Below are 17087 nucleotides of genomic sequence, written 5' to 3'. Positions count from 1 at the left end.
CCCTTTATTTAATGAGATGGTCACTCCCTCCTTCCCGGTACTATGCTGAGGACAGGCTTTCATTCGGAGAACTATCATGGAAAACATTGCGCTCATTGGTATCGATCTGGGTAAAAACTCTTTCCATATTCATTGCCAGGATCGTCGCGGGAAGGCTGTTTACCGTAAAAAATTTACCCGGCCAAAGTTGATCGAATTTTTGGCGACATGCCCCGCTACAACCATCGCAATGGAAGCCTGTGGCGGTTCTCACTTTATGGCACGCAAGTTGGAAGAGTTGGGGCATTCCCCAAAGCTGATATCACCACAATTTGTCCGCCCGTTCGTTAAAAGCAATAAAAACGACTTTGTCGACGCCGAAGCTATTTGTGAAGCTGCATCGCGTCCGTCTATGCGTTTTGTGCAGCCCAGAACGGAATCTCAGCAGGCAATGCGGGCTCTGCATCGTGTCCGTGAATCCCTGGTTCAGGATAAGGTAAAAACAACCAATCAAATGCATGCTTTTCTGCTGGAATTTGGCATTAGCGTTCCCCGAGGAGCTGCCGTTATTAGCCGACTGAGTACCATTCTTGAGGATAATAGTTTGCCTCTTTACCTCAGCCAGTTATTGCTGAAATTACAACAGCATTATCACTATCTTGTTGAGCAGATTAAAGATTTGGAATCCCAGTTGAAACGAAAGTTGGACGAAGATGAGGTTGGACAGCGCTTGCTGAGCATTCCCTGCGTCGGAACACTGACAGCGAGTACTATTTCAACTGAGATTGGCGACGGGAAGCAGTACGCCAGCAGCCGTGACTTTGCGGCGGCAACAGGGCTTGTACCTCGGCAGTACAGCACGGGAGGTAGGACGACATTGCTGGGAATTAGTAAGCGAGGTAATAAAAAGATCCGAACTTTGTTGGTTCAATGTGCCAGGGTATTCATACAAAAACTGGAACACCAGTCTGGCAAATTGGCCGATTGGGTCAGGGATTTACTGTGCCGGAAAAGCAACTTTGTCGTCACTTGTGCTCTGGCAAACAAGCTGGCCAGAATAGCCTGGGCCCTAACGGCACGACAGCAAACTTATGTAGCATAACGGCAGAAATACACCGGTTTAAAGAATTACTGATCTGGTTTTGCGAATACTGATATTGATGATACTAACGGCCCACCGGCCTGTTGAGGAACCTGTAAAACGGAAAGGCTCATTGAAGCCGTATATTTTCTGGAGGTTCATCAGGCGCGGAACTCATCAAGGCGCGGGAATAAAATCCCATTCAGACGCCGGATAGATTCAAGCAAGCCAACTTGTCGTCAAAATCGGTGTTGCAAAAACGGGAGTGACCATAGATTCCGTTTTCTGAGGCGACCCCCAGTATTCCGGCTTTCACGGCATCGTTATCCCCGGTACGTTGCGTGACTCTATCTTTGTGCTGGAAGGGCTTCTGGAGCAGCAGACGGGGCTGAATCCGGTGGAGATTATGACGGACACTGGAGGGTCCAGCGACATTATCTTTGGCCTGTTCTGGCTGCTGGGCTACCAGTTTTCGCCCCGCCTGGCAGATGCCGGTGAGGCGGTATTTTGGCGTGCAGATAAAAATGCGAACTACGGGGTACTGGATGAGCTGGCGCGGGGATGCGTTGAACTGTCAAAGATAGAAACCCAATGGGATGAAATGATGAGGGTTTCCGGTTCTCTGAAGCTGGGTACAGTCCACGCCTCAGAACTTGTGGGCTCGCTTTTAAAAAGTTCCCGTCCGTCAGGGCTGGCGCAGGCGATTATGGAGGTGGGACGGGTCAACAAGACGCTGTACCTCCTCAACTACATTGATGATGAAGAATATCGTCGCAGGATACTGACTCAGCTTAACCGGGGAGAAGGCCGTCACGCCGTGGCAAGGGCGATCTGTTACGGCCAACGTGGTGAGATTAGAAAACGTTACCGTGAGGGGCAGGAGGATCAACTGGGTGCGCTGGGGCTTGTCACTAACGCAGTTGTATTGTGGAACACGCTTTATATGCAGGAAGCGCTATCACATTTGCGCAGCGCTGGTGAGATCCCGGAAGACGAGCATATCTCACGCCTGTCGCCACTGATGTACGGTCATATCAACATGCTGGGACATTATACGTTCACGCTGCCGGAAAATATTCTGAAGGGAGAGTTGAGGCCATTAAATTTCAATTCAAACAATGAATTATTGCCTTAACGTGGTTTTTTACACGATTGAACCTCGAACCCCACTAATGGCTCATAATTATTATGATTTTAATTTTTTTGTAGGTGTTTCTGCTGGTTCTACAAATCTTGTTGGTTATTTATCAAAGCAAGTTGGCCGTAGTGAAAAAATCATCAAAAAATATGCTACTAGCTCTGAATTCATTAATCTGAAACGTTATATTAAGGGGGGGCACTTGTGCGATGTCGGGTGGCTGTGGAGAAGCTCATATGACAATGAGCCGTTACATAGACCATTTTTCATGCCGCTTTGGGTAGTGACAACAAATATTACTACGGGGGAGCCCTGCTATTATCAAACTTCGAGTGATAATATTAACCATTCTGCGATCATGGCTTCTTGTGCTATTCCGTTAGTTTATCGTTATTATCCCATGGTTGATGGTATACCAATGACTGATGGAGGGATCGCTGATGCTATTCCTGTCAAGTTTGCTTATCAGCAAGGCGCAAGAGATATTACGGTGATATTATCTCAGCCCTTAGGCTATAGAAAAAAGAAGCCATATATTTTAAAGTGGATGAAATCATTAGAAAAAGAGTATCCTCAATTATATACTGCGATGCTTAAGCGTCATGAAATGTATAATCAAGCGTTAGACTTTATTCAAGCTCCTCCTAAAGATTGCAAAATTAATGTGATTGCCCCCCCACCTTCATTCCCTGTTTCTCGTTTTACTCGATCTAAAGGAAAACTAGAATTAGGGTATCGACAGGGATTGGAAAAAGGTATCTTATTTCTAGAAAACGTATGATTGTTGTTTTCCAATCAATTGATTATTGGAGTGATTTTTGAGTAGTTATTTTCGTTTTATGAGCCAAGAATGGCCGCTTTTAAGCTTTGGCTTTATTACTGTTTTTATCGGTAATATTGGCCAATCATTTTTTTTGAGTTGGTATGGCGCAGATATTCAACAATCACTTAACATTTCTGCTGAGGACTATGGTTTCATTTATGCCATTGCCACGTTGTGCAGTAGTGCCGTCATTTTTATGGTTGGCGGCCTTGTTGACCGTTGGGCTTTGCATAAAGTGGTTATTGTCGTGTCATTTTTACTTTGTGTTTCCTGTTTATTAATGGCGAACATTCAAACTGTGTGGATGTTATTTTTTGCATTTTGGGGACTGAGGCTCGCTGGACAAGGACTCTTTCCACATACCGCGCAAACAACCATGCTTCGAGTTTACACTCACCAAAGGGGGAAAGCGCTTAGCCTTTCTGCTAGCGGAGTTGCCTTCGGTGAAATGGTGCTTCCCATAATTTTAATGACGACTATCGCTTTGCTTGGTTGGAGGTGGAGTTGGTTGATGTTGGCATTGATAGTCATGATTATTTATTTACCAATGGCTTTAACTTTATTAAAAAAGTCGAATACATCTGATAAGAAAAAACCTTTGGAACCCAAAAGCACAAAAACACAAGAGCAAGGGCGTAGAGATGTCGTGAAAGATTGGCGATTTTGGTCGATTATTCCTGCCGTTTTATCCGCTCCATTTATTGTGACGGCCGTATTTATTCAACAAAATTACTTACTGGAACAAAAGGGATGGCCTGCAAGTTTATTAGCGAGTAGTTTCGTTGCATATGGTTTTTTACATTGGGCAAGTTCTATGGTCTCTGGCTCTTTGATTGATCGTTTTCAAGCTAAATCTTTATTACCATTTCTTCCATTACCTTTAATTGCCGGTTTATTAGTCTTAACGTTATTGGATAATTACTGGGCTGCACCTCTATTTATGTCCTTATTTGGTCTAGGCATTGGTAGTTCCAGTCCTGTTATTAGTGCATTATGGGTAGAGATTTATGGGACTCAGCATATTGGAGCAATCCGCTCTATGGTGACCTCAATGATGATCTTTTCTACAGCAGCTGCCCCATGGATATTTGGGATATTTATTGAAAAAGGCTGGACAGCTTCCACTCTATTTGGTTTGTTTAGCGGCCTAACTATGATCGGATTATTACTTCTTATACCTGCTTATCAGTCCTTTAAAGATAAACAGTGTCATAGTGACTAAAAGAGTGTTAAAGATTAATTCATCTAATGATGAAGTGAAAAACCGTTTCTTTTTTGTTCTTACCATATAGACCTTTTGTGATATTCGTGTAACAATTCACACATTATTAATTTTAAAAGGATTGTAAGTTGCATATTACGCCGCCTTAGGCTACCCACCTCTTTCTTCAAAATTGTCACCATTTTGCGTGACTATTATGCCGTTTGCCGGCAGGTACCTTAGTACCATTTATTCTATTAATTTCATTAAATACAATTTCAAAGCAGCATAGTGCGTTCACTAAATTATCTTAGGCTAAATCTGCCTATAGGATCTTGTGTGCATCGATGTCGCTTTCTTTTATGATAGGATTTTCATGTTAGAAAAAATAAAACTTGAATGGTTTTCGAATGTTCGTGGCGATTTGCTCGCGGGTATTGTTGTGGCTTTAGCTCTGATCCCAGAAGCTATTGCTTTTTCTATTATTGCAGGTGTTGACCCTAAAGTTGGTCTTTACGCTTCTTTTTGTATCACTTTCATTATCTCTATTGTGGGTGGCCGCCCCGGAATGATTTCGGCTGCAACGGGTGCGATGGCGTTACTTATGGTCACTTTGGTTAAAGACCACGGTTTAGAGTATTTGTTAGCGGCAACTATGTTAACAGGGGTATTCCAAATCATAGCCGGATATTTAAAACTCGGCAGCTTAATGCGTTTTGTATCACGCTCTGTCGTGACGGGGTTTGTTAATGCATTAGCAATTCTTATCTTTATGGCTCAATTGCCCGAGTTAACCAATGTAACTTGGCATGTTTACGCGATGACAGCAGCAGGGTTAGGAATTGTTTATTTATTCCCATATGTTCCTGCTATCGGTAAAGCGATCCCATCTCCTTTGATTTGCATCATCGTTTTGACAATTGTAGCAAGCGTCTCTGGAATGGATATACGAACTGTTGGTGATATGGGGCAACTTCCCGATACGCTGCCTATTTTCTTATGGCCAGAAGTTCCACTTAATCTTGAAACTTTATTCATTATTTTACCTTATTCATTGGGCCTCGCTATGGTTGGTCTGTTGGAATCAATGATGACCGCCACGATTGTGGATGACCTTACGGATACCAAAAGTAATCGTAATCAAGAGTGTAAGGGACAAGGTATTGCTAACATTGGTGCAGGCTTAATGGGCGGTATGGCTGGTTGTGCCATGATTGGCCAGTCAATTATTAATATTAAATCTGGCGGACGTGGACGATTATCCACCTTAAGCTCCGGTATTTATCTTATCATCATGGTAGTTTTTCTAGATGAATGGCTTAAGCAAATCCCGATGGCAGCGTTAGTTGCAGTAATGATTATGGTAGCAATTGGTACCTTTTCTTGGAGTTCAATTAGAGATCTTAAAAAGCACCCATTATCAACAAATATTGTGATGATAACGACCGTTGTTGTGGTTGTGGCAACGCATAACTTAGCAATTGGTGTTTTTGTCGGGGTGTTATTAGCGACGTTATTCTTTGCCAATAAAATTGGTCGTTTTATGGTGGTAAAAACAGAGTCACCAGTAGATGCAAGCCGAACTTATCAAGTTATGGGACAAGTCTTTTTTGCATCATCAGAGCAATTTATTGAATCATTTGATTTTAAAGAGGTGGTGAATAAAGTTGTGATTGATCTCACTCATGCTCACTTTTGGGATATTACTTCAGTATCATCACTTGATAAGGTGGTGATTAAATTCCGACGCGAAGGAACAGATGTTGAAATTATTGGGATGAGTGAAGCAACAGAAACCATCGTTGATAAGTTTGGTGTGCATAATGATCCTAAAGAAGTCGAAAAGCTCATGGCAGGCCACTAAGGAGAAAGTAATGAATAACGTAATTACCTGTATTGATGGCTCAATCTATGCTGATTCCACTTGCCGTGCTGGCATTTGGGCATCGAATAAATTGAATAAAAAATTGTTGTTGTTACACGCAATTGAGAAAACACCATCAACCCAAGCCGAAGATCTTAGTGGTGCTATTGGCTTAGGCGCTCGTTCATCTTTATTAACTGAAATGGCCAGTTTAGATGAACAAAAAAGCAAATTAGCCTTGGAGTTAGGTAAAGAGATGCTGGAACATGCTTCTCAATTAGCGCAAGCACAAGGTTGTCACACAATTGAAAAAATGCAACGACATAGCGGTATCGTTGAAGCCATTTATGATCTGGAAGAAGAGGCTCGTTTAATTGTGATTGGACGCTCTGGTGAAAGCCATGGTGATAATTTCAATGTGGTGGGCTCTCACATTGAGCAAATTATTCGTCAAGTTCATACTCCTGTTGTTATTGCCAATAAAGAGTTTGCAGCCCCTAAAAGTTTTATGTTGGCTTATGATGGGCGTGAAACCGCAGATAAAGCGGTGAAAACTATTATTGAAGGAGGCTTACTTCATGGTTTGACATGTCATCTTGTCAGTGTGAAAAACAATCAACCTAAACAACAAGAAAAGTTTCAGCAAACCGAAGCTATGCTGAAAGAGAATGGATTTGAAGTATGTTCGAGTTTATTGGAAGGCAATGTATTTAATTCATTGATGGAATATAAATCGAGTCATGATGTTGAAATGCTTGTGATGGGCGCATTTTCACGCTCTAAGCTGGCACAGGTTTTCCTTGGCAGTAATACACTTAAAATGATGGAAAGTACTCAACTACCAATGGTAATTCTTCGCTAAGAAATTTTATTGGTTGTACTATTAGTCCAGCACAATTGAGTGCTGGTCTTTTTTGTCAAATTAAGTGTGATATACCTTATCCCTCCTTAATTCTGGTTCAGAAAATCTTTCCACAGAAGTTTCTGTGCGTTTATTGATGACTCAAGTATCAATGAACAACATGTAAAAATCCGAAGTGCAGTGACACTATTTGCCCCTCAATATCAAGAGTACTTGGTTAAAACGAAAAGGCTAACTCGCAACTCTTGGAATGATCCTGTAATGGCTGCTCTATAAGTTACTGGGTATCAAATGTTTGAGTCTAGTACAGTGAAAGTTGCACGCAGGGTTCTCAAGAAGACGGCTTTTAATAACAAATGTCGTCCACCCGACAAAGTGAATTGTGTTGGTGCTGAGTGAAGATTGTACATTCGATCCCTCGGTACTAAACTTAGTACATCTTAGTAATCCAATTGGTAAAAATTAGACATGTTGATGAATACTTACTATTAAAAATAGACAGCTGATTAAGCTCGGTGATTTTTTTAATATTAGATACTATCAACCTATGAAAGGTAATGGTTAATCGCTTACTTATCTATCTTTGACAGGAATTCTTAGCCAACTGTAGGAAGTGAACAATTGATGAAAACCTTGGACCAGATAAATAATCGAGGTGTTAGCAAAATATGGTTCGCTGGAAAGGGAATGGACACAAACTGGCGCATGAAGCGAGAAATGCTTTCACCGGCATACACTACGAGAATTTCAGATCTTCCCGTAGTGAAGATTTAGAGGAAATCCACCAGCGTATTCAGCAGGATTCACCGCAATCCTACAATTGCTTCAACCAGTATACCTAAATTGAGAACGTCTTTCGTTTAGAATTATATTCATATTTCTGAACATTATTAAGATAATGAAACAATCATTATCAATTTATGATTGTTGCGATATGTCATTGATATGATTATCTTTAACACTTTTACCCTCTGGAGTTGTTCGCCTTTAACTAATTGATAGCAATGCACATAAATCGAAATGATGCCGTTTTCCTTATGTAACTAAGGAAAATAGAAAATCCTGTGTGATAGCCTTACGTCGAATAAAAATAATACCTAGTTACACAATGACAAGGCGAGGACTATGAATACTAACGCAGCAATTTCAACGAATAGCAGTCAACAAAATTCGAATATGAGCAAGGTACTTCTCAATGACCTACCCTACCCTACTCTGAAGAAAAATACTGAAGCGCACAATATCTCAACATTACGCAAAATGTCTGATGCCTTTGAGGAAAAGGTGTGTTCGCGTGGTGATATTTATCGCGTTAACGTTGAGTTACTGTACGTACAGGAAGGTTTCAATCTTCGGGAGATTGATACTGAACATGCTGGACGAATCAAGAATTCGTATGTATCAGGTGTTTATGTTCCACCTATCGTTGTGAAAGTTATAACGGTTGATAATCTGCCACGCTTACAGATTATTGATGGACACCACAGATATTGCGCTCTACGCATGGCAATGGAAGAAGGATGCACGATTAAAGGCGTATACGTCACGGAGTTCTCAGGCAGTCAGCAACTTGAGATCGTCAATATGCTGACATCTTCAGAAGGAAAACCTTTAGCTCCGTTAGAAAAAGCTGATGGTTTCCATCGTTTACTTAGTATGGGATGGGAAAAAAAGGAAATTGCACGATATACGAACACAAGTGTTGTTACGATCAACAGATTATTACGCTTGTTCCGAGCAGATTACAGAATCACTGATCTTGTCAGAAAGAACCTGATTACTTCAGATTTAGCCATAGAAATACTGCTTGAGTGTGAAGAAACTAATCAAGAGGCATATGATGTGATCATTGCAGGATTGCAGAAGGCGACTGACAGCGGCAAAAATAAAGTCACACGGAAATTTGTACCTTCAGCGAAGAAAGTACCTTTTTCAAAAAAAGAAATACATTCCGTGTTTTCACAATTAAGTGAAATCCGCACAACAATTCACGACAAAGTTGCTGATATTCAAGAAAATGATGAAACAGTGACTGTCGAAATGCCGGTAACAATTGTGACCCTGCTTAATGATGTTCTTCAGAAGTTTGCGAATGATGAATCCGCCGCATCTAATGATGATGAGAACGAACCGAGCAAAACCGAATCCAACACTGAAGCTATTCAGGCTTAACTATGGAATTACTTAACAAGGTGCAACTGATCGCACGATTAGGTTCGTCCCCGAAAGATAATCTGAAGTATTCAGAACGTAACGGTGAGGCAATGACCTACTTCTCTGTTGCAATTAACCGGCATGACTCGAAAGGAAACCCGATAACAGATTGGTTTAACATTAGTGCATACGGAAAAATAGCAGAAATAGCAGCTAATTTTGGTCAGAAAGGACAACTTGTTTACATCGAAGCAAGGCTACAACCGACTAATAATTCCTGTTCTATAATAATGAATTACCAGACAGGTGTGTTTAGAGTATTACCTAATAGTAAAAATACAAATGCAGGAGAGCAGAATGGCTAAGGCAGACCAAATTTCAAATTGTAACGTTCAAAATCCTAATTATGTGATGGCAGAAATGAAACGAGATCAAACAGTTCTAAACTATGCCCTATTTAAAGCGCGTGAGAAGCTATACGAGCTCAAACACCTAATGAATACGTCACAGTGCAGTGAAAGTGAAATTATGCGCTATAACGGGGTACTGGAGATGCTGGATAGCATATTTTCATCAGATGAAAAGGAACGTCAGAACTTATATCACTCTATGATCATGTCTGGTGTACAAATCATGTCCGGTAAGTTAAGTGGTGAGAATAGACAAGCCGTATTAGAAGCAACGACACCAGATCAGTTGGATGAGGTTTTAAAAGCCTCGGAAAATGAGGTATGGACTGAGTTGCAACTGCTATGTGAACAGCAGAACAACCTAAACTAAGAATCCAAAATGAAACTTACAATATCCTTGCCTTTCATTCTGATAACTACGCTGATCTCAGTGCCAGCGTTGGGTAATAGTTATTCTGCAATGGAAGGGATTGAAGGACAGCGATATTCTGATTTAGAGAAATACAAAGCCAACTGTCCAGCTTGTATGAGTGTTGTACAAAACATTAAAGATATCCGCTATCAGGTATGTGCGCAGTCAGTGACGGCAGATGATGTGATAGTTAGGGACCCTTTATATGGCTATCTGAATAGTTTGAAATTCATGTTGAATGATGATGCTTATAAACAGGTATTGACAATCATTGGTCATGAGAAGGATTGTTCTAATAGTATGAATTGGCTAGAAAAGGCTAATTCAAAGATCGAGCCACAGCTAAACAAGGCATATTGACGGCTATGTGCTGCGCTTTGTACCTCTATTTTTTCTGCCCTGCCAAAATGACAGCCAAAAAAAAACGCCACAATGTGGCGTTATAACCCTAGTGTTGGTACTTATTATAATCATATAACGTATGGCAAAACTAATTATACACATAAACACTCATGTGTATATGTGTTAATGTGTTAATGTGTATTTGTGTGTGATTCGTCACATATACACGTATGTGTTAATGTGTGTATACACATATAAAAATATTTTAGGCTTTATAGGTAATCAACCTAAAATCTAAGTGAAGAATTAAATCACAGGTACAATAATAAAAAGCAAAAACACTACCAGTTAAAGTAGAGGACCGGAGCATGTTTGTTTTTAATGAAGAAACATTCCAACGAAACCCGAGCAACCCATGTCCAGATAATGAATTCAATAGTGACGTGATTGATTTTATAAAGGAAATAAGACGGTTTTATCCTGAGTTAGAGCATTGGAGCAATACCGGTGTGCTGTTTGCTTGGGAAGCATATCTACAAGATATATATGCGGTCGGTTGGACTGAATTGGTACGCAAGAGAGAGAACGGCTTTCTCGCGTACTGTTACATAACGCAGTTACGACCAAGCCTTGATTTTGGTGGAACAGGAACATACAACACTGAAATTTGGGATCTTGGAGAGCAAGAGCCGTGGAAAAAACAACCATTGCCAAAACTACCAGATTGGGTCGAATAGTCGAGCATGAGACACTTCTGTTTTGAATTTTACATAGTGAAACTGAGATAAAAGTGCAATAAAAAGGGATGAAATATCATCCCTAGAAAAACACTACCTATTCATTTTGCTTCAGCCACTGATGAACATAATCTGATATTACATCTTTCATGGTGGTGTTTCGTTTGACACATGCAGCTTTGAATCGAATTTGAGTATCTTCATCAAGATCTACATTTATACGTTTTGTTTTTGTACTTTTTTCAAGAATTTTATCTAAGTCTCTGTTTTCACCGAACTTCATCTTTTGTGAATTTGATGATTCATTTACTTTTTCTAGTGCCATAAAGTATCTCTTTTAATTTAAACACATATACGCTTTTGTGTTTTAGCGCTTATGTGTAAATACACGTTTGTGTTTATGTGTTAATGCACGTTTGTGTTTATGTGTTAATGCACATTATGACTCAAAAATAGTCAGAATTTCTTTGGTTAGTATTTCAATCTCGCCTTTTGCATTTCCATCATTAGTTTCAAAAATACTCTTACCATCCAGAATAGATTTGATATAGCTCTGCCGTTGAGAAATGGCTGTTTTGAAAGAAGGTAAGCCGGTATCTTTGAGGTTGTCTTTTAATACTTGCAACATAGTAGTTTGGTCAATTTTGCGAGTGATCAGGAACCTAGCTTCTACTTTGCGGCTGTATGCCTGAGCTTCAAGAACTGATGTAACACTACCGGCTGCGGAAAAATCAAGAGGGCTTGGCGAGACTGGAATTATAACAAGGTCACTAACCATAACCGCTGCTGAAGTAATTACAGAAAGCGAACCAGCACCATCTACAATGACAAAATCATAATCACTTAGATCCTTACGGATGCTATAAACGTCTTTCTCACTGGCTGCGGTGAAAACATCATAATCACAGTTCCCTTCTTTAGACCAGTTAGATAGGCTCATTTGAGGGTCTGTATCGACAACCGCTAACGAATAACCGGCTCTTTGCATAGCAGTAGCAACGTTTATGACGGTGGTTGTTTTTCCAGACCCGCCTTTCGGATTTAAAAAAGAAATAACCTTCACTGGAAACCCTCATATGTGTGTTTGTGTTTTGTTCATTATCTAAGTAAGCCTAAAAATAATCAATGTGTATTTGTGTTTATGTGTGTTTGAGCATAAACACATAGACACATACGGACCTTATCAAACTCACACTTTATATGTGACATAAAGACACATACACTTATGTGTTAATGTGTTAATGTGTTAATGTGTTTATTATAATCAACAATGTTGATACATTGAAATTGGGGTGCTACTATTAAAACTCGGACGTTGAATTGTAGAGGTGATAAATGGCTCAGGTCACAGTAAAAAAATGGGGCAATAGCCCGTCTGTACGGCTTCCTGTTGCAATCATGCAAAAAGCGGCACTTAGCGTTGATGATACGGTTGAAATAGCGGTAGAAGAAGGTCGTATCATCATTACGCCAGTTAAAGCGGTAGAATACTCATTAGATAATTTGTTAGCCGGTATCACACCGGAGAATATCCATGAGAAAGTAGACTTCGGAGCTCGAACAGGTAAGGAATTAATTTAATGGTATCTCGATACGTACCTGATTCTGGCGATTTGATTTGGATTGACTTTGATCCAGTTGAAGGACATGAGCAGGGCGGTCATCGTCCAGCAGTTGTCCTTAGCCCTTTTGCATACAATAATAAAGTAGGGCTCTTACTATGCGTACCATGTACAACTAAAGGCAAAGGCTATCCATTTGAATGCGAACTCTCGAACGAAAGAGACAGCTACGCATTAGCGGATCAAGTTACATGTGTTGACTGGAGAGCTCGTAAAGTTACTAAAAAGGGCAAAGTGGAGGCATCAGAACTGGCAGAGATAAAAGCTAAAGCAAAGGCGTTAATAGGATAGATATAATACTTATAAGGGTTATGGGATAGAATGGAAAATGAGACACTACACACAGCAACAGGTAATCAAACTCCTTTAGATAATGCTGTATCGTCATTAAACTCTATTTTAGATGTTATTTTCACAGTAAATGATTATGTTTTATTTTTTATAATTTTAATAATAATTTTCGCTAAATCGAAGTCAAGACTATTCAAATTGGCTTTTGGTTATTCTGGTATATCAGTTGTATTTTTACTCTCTAGCTATTTTCTCAGGGATGATTTACTGTTTGATATTAATAATACACCGCGATTCGGATTATTGATGATCAATATCGGCATGATTACAACAGCATTATATTTAATATACTGGCTTATCTATCTATTCAACGAAAGTGGTATGATTGATAGCAAAAAGAGTGAGCCATAGCTAACCGAAAAAGGGTGCTTGTATCACCAACCCATCGTAATCTGTAAAAGAGAAAATGTGGGGGTTTCCCCCCACAAAAGCAACACTACTAATTACATGATAGTGTTGCCTGAACCACCGTACCTCCGCTTGTAAAATTGAGTGAACATAAACGATCACGCATTAACAAAGAGAAGCACAGAACTGTGATACACACAGTAATCAGCCCTATCAGGGCAAATTTGCTCATTTCTCTTGACTCCTTGAGTAAAAGGAGACAGAATCAAATTGCAACGTTTGTAGACTGCCTCGAGTTAAGGATTATTCCTAATTCGGGGCTTTCGTCTTTTTGGCTCTTGGCTATGCTCGAACCAAAACGATTCAAGCACCCAAGGCAATATTAGCAGATTATTATTAAGAGACATACTGTTAATTGAAAATTATAATACTATATTTTAATTATGTTTTTTGCTTTCTTAATAAAGAATTTATCCAATAAAACGGTTATTAATATCAATATAACAAACAAATCAACCTATAATTAACAACAGCCTCTAAGGAAAAATATTTTATTGAATTACCACATTATCTAAAAAAACAGCCAAATGTAGATATTCAATTTCATCAAGGTTAGTAAGGCTTGATTTTGAATTTAATAATTCCATTTTAATTTCATTTGAAAGATGGTCTAACAGAATCCTATCAACATTAGATAATCGACCTATTTTGTCCTCTGCCGGAAAATTTAAAATAATATATCCTGCATCAGTGATTTTAGATATTATCTCGTAATCTTTCCTTGATATTTTAATCTTTTCAGGTTTGATTTTCGGTTTTGTTTTTATTCCTTTCCTTTCATTATCAAGGCGTTTCAGCCATTCCCTTTTATAAATTCCCCCATTTTGGATAACTCTGACTCGCCACTCTACTGACTCAAAATCTGAAAGTCGATTAAAATCATTTTTATCTATATTTTTCAAGGGGATAAATCTATACCCAATTATAAACCGAAAGATTTGTTTAATCATGTATATCTATCTCTCTTTGAATTTCAAATATATTTCAGAATTAAACTAAAAAAACGAAATACATTAAATTTAGTTACTTATGACAAATTTGTAGAAATTTAAAGAACGAATATCAAAGCAAAAATCAGGATTAACAACAAAATTGAAGCAACTAAGTAGGCAATAACTTTGCTTGTTGCTCCATTTTGGTTATAGGTAATCAAAAAGATATTTGCACCAGATAGAATATATAATAGAACAAAGAAGAATCCATTTAATCGAATTGAACCTTCAAATAGAAACATACCAAATAAAATAAAAACCATTATTGAAAATACAAGACTGATTACCATTTCTAGTTTTTTTAAATTCATCACAACCTCTTTAATTAATTGTAGAGTTTACAAGAATATCACTTCATCGACTGATTATATCTATCAATAGCCGCATCGTAATAATCCTTATCTACTTCAATACTGTAACTTTCATCACCTAGTACGTAGAGAATTTTATAATCTCGCTCGATGGTTCGATAAATTTTTAACTGGCTATATCGCTTTCCATCTTTCACGGCTTTCTTATTAAAATCGGATTTGAATATGTAAACTAATAACATTACGAATGCTAGACAGATCCAAAATGTAATAACCAAACCAAAGCCCAAGTCATTTACCGCTGACATTATCCCTCTCCGAAACAGTTAGGTAATTAGTAATGTAAAAATCATTATTAGTTTTATGAACTTACAACGTAATTTCATTATACAACAATTTAAAGATTGCAAGCCTTTTAATGCGTACTAATACCGATATTTTAGCTATTCGATGATAAATACCTGTGCTACCCTTTACTCGGTTAAATATGTATTTAATGTAGTAACTTAAAATCTTTTCTGATTTCTGGCGGGTATTGCTGATTGACGCACCAGAATCAACCATTATTTTGAGACAAATTTTCTACACCAAGAGGGTACAGATGGGAGAGTTAATATTACGTGACGGTGTAACAAGTATTGTTGATGTCAATAACATGACGAAAAACACCCACAATCCAGCGACCAGTTATTTGTTACGGCTGCGTTCCAAGCAGAGTCAAAAGACAATGCGCTCCTGCCTTGTATCGGTGGTCAAATTATTTCGGTCTACCGACCCGTTCACCTTTGATTGGTCCATCATGGATCGGGATTCAGTCCAGTTGGTACTCCAAAAATTGCTACTGGAGAAAAAGACCCCAAATAGTATCAACTTGGTTCTGAGTGCCATTAAAGGCGTTGCTGAAGAAGCCAGAGCATCACGGATCATCGACAGTGATACCTATCAGGATATTCGCACCGTCAGGCGCATCCGTGGTAATCGCATTGGCAGAGGCAGATCACTGAGTAGTAGCGAAATAATTGCGATTTATCAGTATCTTGACAGCCAAAATTCCGCTATTTCGATACGTGATGCTGCGATTGTTTCGTTAATGCTCGGGTGTGGTTTACGGCGTGCAGAAGTTACTTTATTAGATATTGATGATATCAATTTTGATAATAATGCCGTTAAAATCATGGGAAAGGGTAATAAAGAAAGAACAAATTTCATGCCAAATGATACTGTACGGCGTACTCGCATGTGGATAGAAACCGTCAGAGGGGATCATGCCGGTGCAATTTTCACCCGTATACGTAAAAATGATGATGTAACATGCGATAGAATAACCACAGATGGTTTACGATATATTATTGAAAAATTAGTAAAAGATTCAAATTCTGAGTCATTTACACCCCATGACTGCCGCCGAACATATGGAACAAAACTGTTAGAGCTTGGTGAGGACCTGTTAACTGTCAGGGAGGCTATGGGGCACAGTAGCGTAGCGACCACACAGCGGTATGACAAACGAGGTATAACACGCTTAGAAGCTGCTGCAAGGAATCTTATATACTAATGATAGGATGGAAAAATGAGATCTGAAACGCACATTACCGAAACAGAAGCAAAAAAAATTGTTAATAACCAGATACCTAGCGATAAGTGGGTGTTACGTTCAATTGATGAACGTGACTATGGGACAGACTTCATGATTGAAATATTTGAAAACAATAATCCAACGGGTGATTGTTTTTTTGTACAATCTAAAGGAACTGTCAGTTCATTTGATGAAACTGTAAAACTAAGTTTTCCTGTTAAAACAATAAAATACGCATTATTATTTAACGTTCCTTTTTTTATATTTTACACATCAATACCATCAAATGAAACTAAATACATATGGTTACAAAAGTATGTGGAAATACACCTTAATAATAAAAATAAAAAATGGCAGCAACAAGAATCAGTGACAATCACATTCCCTGAAGAAAATGATCTATCCTCGAATATTGAAAAAGTAAATGAACTATTAACGAATCACCGCGCAACGTCACAAAGTTTAGCATTTCTAAAAATATATGAAGAACTAGTGTTTCACGCTAGAAATGTTTTATCTGGTGAATTTGGAGTGGGTCATACTTGTGTTATTTACTGTTATAAATTAGCAAAATTAAATTGGTTAATTAATTATCTAGCATCTAATACTTGTGTGAATATCGAAAGAATGAGTATTTTCAATATGAAAGATGCATTTGAAGAAATTGCAAGTACAAATATTATTGACAATGAAAACAGGAACATAATTACTGAACAATTAAAATTATTGAGCGAATTGAAACAAATTATTATATCAACAGAATCAAGGGAAGAACTAGGCTGTGAAAATTACGGTTTATTCCCATTTTAATTACATCAAGTGAA

21 protein-coding genes and 2 pseudogenes are annotated in these 17087 nt (G+C 38.6%); 17 read left to right on the top strand and 6 right to left on the bottom strand.

The features are described 5' to 3' along the window. Positions 1-76: 76 nt before the first annotated feature. The 12 genes and pseudogenes from PSF42_RS19035 to PSF42_RS18980 all read left to right on the top strand — a co-directional run bounded on the left by PSF42_RS19035 (position 77) and on the right by PSF42_RS18980 (position 11003). On the top strand, positions 77-1081 hold the full coding sequence (locus tag PSF42_RS19035; RefSeq protein WP_000427623.1) for an IS110-like element IS4321 family transposase: 1005 nt from the start codon (positions 77-79) through the stop codon (positions 1079-1081). 277 nt (positions 1082-1358) lie between these two features. Further along, a pseudogene (locus PSF42_RS19030) lies at positions 1359-2195 on the top strand (Tn3 family transposase); the annotation flags it as partial. Between the two features lie 37 nt (positions 2196-2232). Further along, positions 2233-2979, top strand: coding sequence for a patatin-like phospholipase family protein (locus PSF42_RS19025; protein WP_191901244.1), 747 nt, complete (start codon positions 2233-2235; stop codon positions 2977-2979). Positions 2980-3016: 37 nt separating this feature from the next. Further along, on the top strand, positions 3017-4243 hold the full coding sequence (locus PSF42_RS19020) for an MFS transporter (protein WP_024008859.1): 1227 nt from the start codon (positions 3017-3019) through the stop codon (positions 4241-4243). A 355-nt stretch (positions 4244-4598) separates the two neighbouring features. Beyond that, the gene (locus PSF42_RS19015) at positions 4599-6086 is read left to right on the top strand and encodes a SulP family inorganic anion transporter (RefSeq protein WP_024008860.1); all 1488 of its coding nucleotides are present in this window, start codon (positions 4599-4601) and stop codon (positions 6084-6086) included. A 10-nt stretch (positions 6087-6096) separates the two neighbouring features. Next, positions 6097-6948 (top strand): universal stress protein, encoded by an 852-nt coding sequence (locus tag PSF42_RS19010; RefSeq protein ID WP_024008861.1) that lies wholly within the window; start codon positions 6097-6099, stop codon positions 6946-6948. Positions 6949-7548: 600 nt separating this feature from the next. Continuing rightward, positions 7549-7722, top strand: a pseudogene (locus PSF42_RS19005) (DUF4113 domain-containing protein); the annotation flags it as partial. A 351-nt stretch (positions 7723-8073) separates the two neighbouring features. Further along, on the top strand, positions 8074-9120 hold the full coding sequence (locus tag PSF42_RS19000) for a ParB/RepB/Spo0J family partition protein (protein WP_072070749.1): 1047 nt from the start codon (positions 8074-8076) through the stop codon (positions 9118-9120). A 2-nt stretch (positions 9121-9122) separates the two neighbouring features. Next, entirely contained in the window at positions 9123-9467 is a 345-nt protein-coding gene (locus PSF42_RS18995; RefSeq protein WP_023159966.1) for a single-stranded DNA-binding protein, read from the top strand. Then, the gene (locus PSF42_RS18990) at positions 9460-9882 is read left to right on the top strand and encodes a hypothetical protein (RefSeq protein ID WP_099660670.1); all 423 of its coding nucleotides are present in this window, start codon (positions 9460-9462) and stop codon (positions 9880-9882) included. Before PSF42_RS18995 ends, PSF42_RS18990 begins: the two co-directional genes overlap by 8 nt. Before the next feature lie 9 nt (positions 9883-9891). Beyond that, on the top strand, positions 9892-10284 hold the full coding sequence (locus tag PSF42_RS18985; RefSeq protein WP_099660669.1) for a hypothetical protein: 393 nt from the start codon (positions 9892-9894) through the stop codon (positions 10282-10284). Positions 10285-10634: 350 nt separating this feature from the next. Next, positions 10635-11003, top strand: coding sequence for a hypothetical protein (locus tag PSF42_RS18980; RefSeq protein ID WP_237737414.1), 369 nt, complete (start codon positions 10635-10637; stop codon positions 11001-11003). Between the two features lie 97 nt (positions 11004-11100). Here the strand turns inward: PSF42_RS18980 and PSF42_RS18975 are convergent, their stop codons facing one another. After that, on the bottom strand, positions 11101-11328 hold the full coding sequence (locus tag PSF42_RS18975) for a plasmid partition protein ParG (RefSeq protein WP_048607652.1): 228 nt from the start codon (positions 11326-11328) through the stop codon (positions 11101-11103). A 114-nt stretch (positions 11329-11442) separates the two neighbouring features. Beyond that, positions 11443-12066: a ParA family partition ATPase gene (gene parA / locus PSF42_RS18970; RefSeq protein ID WP_048607650.1), complete on the bottom strand. Its 624-nt coding sequence runs from the start codon at positions 12064-12066 to the stop codon at positions 11443-11445. A 272-nt stretch (positions 12067-12338) separates the two neighbouring features. On the opposite strand from parA, the gene PSF42_RS18965 reads away from it, so the two are divergent. The 3 genes from PSF42_RS18965 to PSF42_RS18955 are packed head-to-tail and all read left to right on the top strand — an operon-like array spanning position 12339 to position 13327. Further along, positions 12339-12584 carry an AbrB/MazE/SpoVT family DNA-binding domain-containing protein gene (locus PSF42_RS18965; protein ID WP_023159984.1) on the top strand — a complete coding sequence of 82 codons (246 nt, stop codon included), beginning with the start codon at positions 12339-12341 and terminating at the stop codon, positions 12582-12584. Continuing rightward, positions 12584-12916, top strand: coding sequence for an endoribonuclease MazF (gene mazF / locus PSF42_RS18960; protein ID WP_023159957.1), 333 nt, complete (start codon positions 12584-12586; stop codon positions 12914-12916). Before PSF42_RS18965 ends, mazF begins: the two co-directional genes overlap by 1 nt. Positions 12917-12946: 30 nt before the next feature. Next, positions 12947-13327: a hypothetical protein gene (locus PSF42_RS18955; protein ID WP_048821763.1), complete on the top strand. Its 381-nt coding sequence runs from the start codon at positions 12947-12949 to the stop codon at positions 13325-13327. A gap of 88 nt (positions 13328-13415) precedes the next feature. Here PSF42_RS18955 and PSF42_RS18950 read toward each other — a convergent pair whose 3' ends face one another. The 4 genes from PSF42_RS18950 to PSF42_RS18935 form a co-directional block, all read right to left on the bottom strand. Beyond that, complete coding sequence (locus PSF42_RS18950; protein WP_072022937.1) at positions 13416-13556, bottom strand: Hok/Gef family protein; 141 nt, start codon at positions 13554-13556, stop codon at positions 13416-13418. Positions 13557-13875: 319 nt separating this feature from the next. Next, positions 13876-14334: a hypothetical protein gene (locus PSF42_RS18945; RefSeq protein WP_272680503.1), complete on the bottom strand. Its 459-nt coding sequence runs from the start codon at positions 14332-14334 to the stop codon at positions 13876-13878. Positions 14335-14432: 98 nt separating this feature from the next. Further along, the gene (locus tag PSF42_RS18940) at positions 14433-14687 is read right to left on the bottom strand and encodes a hypothetical protein (protein WP_048821760.1); all 255 of its coding nucleotides are present in this window, start codon (positions 14685-14687) and stop codon (positions 14433-14435) included. Positions 14688-14725: 38 nt separating this feature from the next. Next, the gene (locus PSF42_RS18935; protein WP_048821758.1) at positions 14726-14995 is read right to left on the bottom strand and encodes a hypothetical protein; all 270 of its coding nucleotides are present in this window, start codon (positions 14993-14995) and stop codon (positions 14726-14728) included. Between the two features lie 491 nt (positions 14996-15486). Here PSF42_RS18935 and PSF42_RS18930 point away from each other — a divergent pair, with 491 nt between their 5' ends. Both PSF42_RS18930 and PSF42_RS18925 read left to right on the top strand, forming a co-directional pair. Beyond that, the gene (locus PSF42_RS18930) at positions 15487-16242 is read left to right on the top strand and encodes a tyrosine-type recombinase/integrase (RefSeq protein ID WP_272680502.1); all 756 of its coding nucleotides are present in this window, start codon (positions 15487-15489) and stop codon (positions 16240-16242) included. A 15-nt stretch (positions 16243-16257) separates the two neighbouring features. After that, a complete protein-coding gene (locus PSF42_RS18925; protein WP_099660723.1) occupies positions 16258-17073 on the top strand; it encodes a DUF4365 domain-containing protein in 816 nt (271 codons plus the stop codon). Positions 17074-17087 lie beyond the last annotated feature (14 nt).

The sequence above is a fragment of the Providencia sp. PROV032 genome (assembly GCF_028484875.1).
GTDB classification, from domain to species: domain Bacteria; phylum Pseudomonadota; class Gammaproteobacteria; order Enterobacterales; family Enterobacteriaceae; genus Providencia; species Providencia rettgeri_E.
The sequence above is the reverse complement of the archived record's forward strand: the minus strand, read 5'-3'. Positions and strand labels throughout refer to the sequence as shown.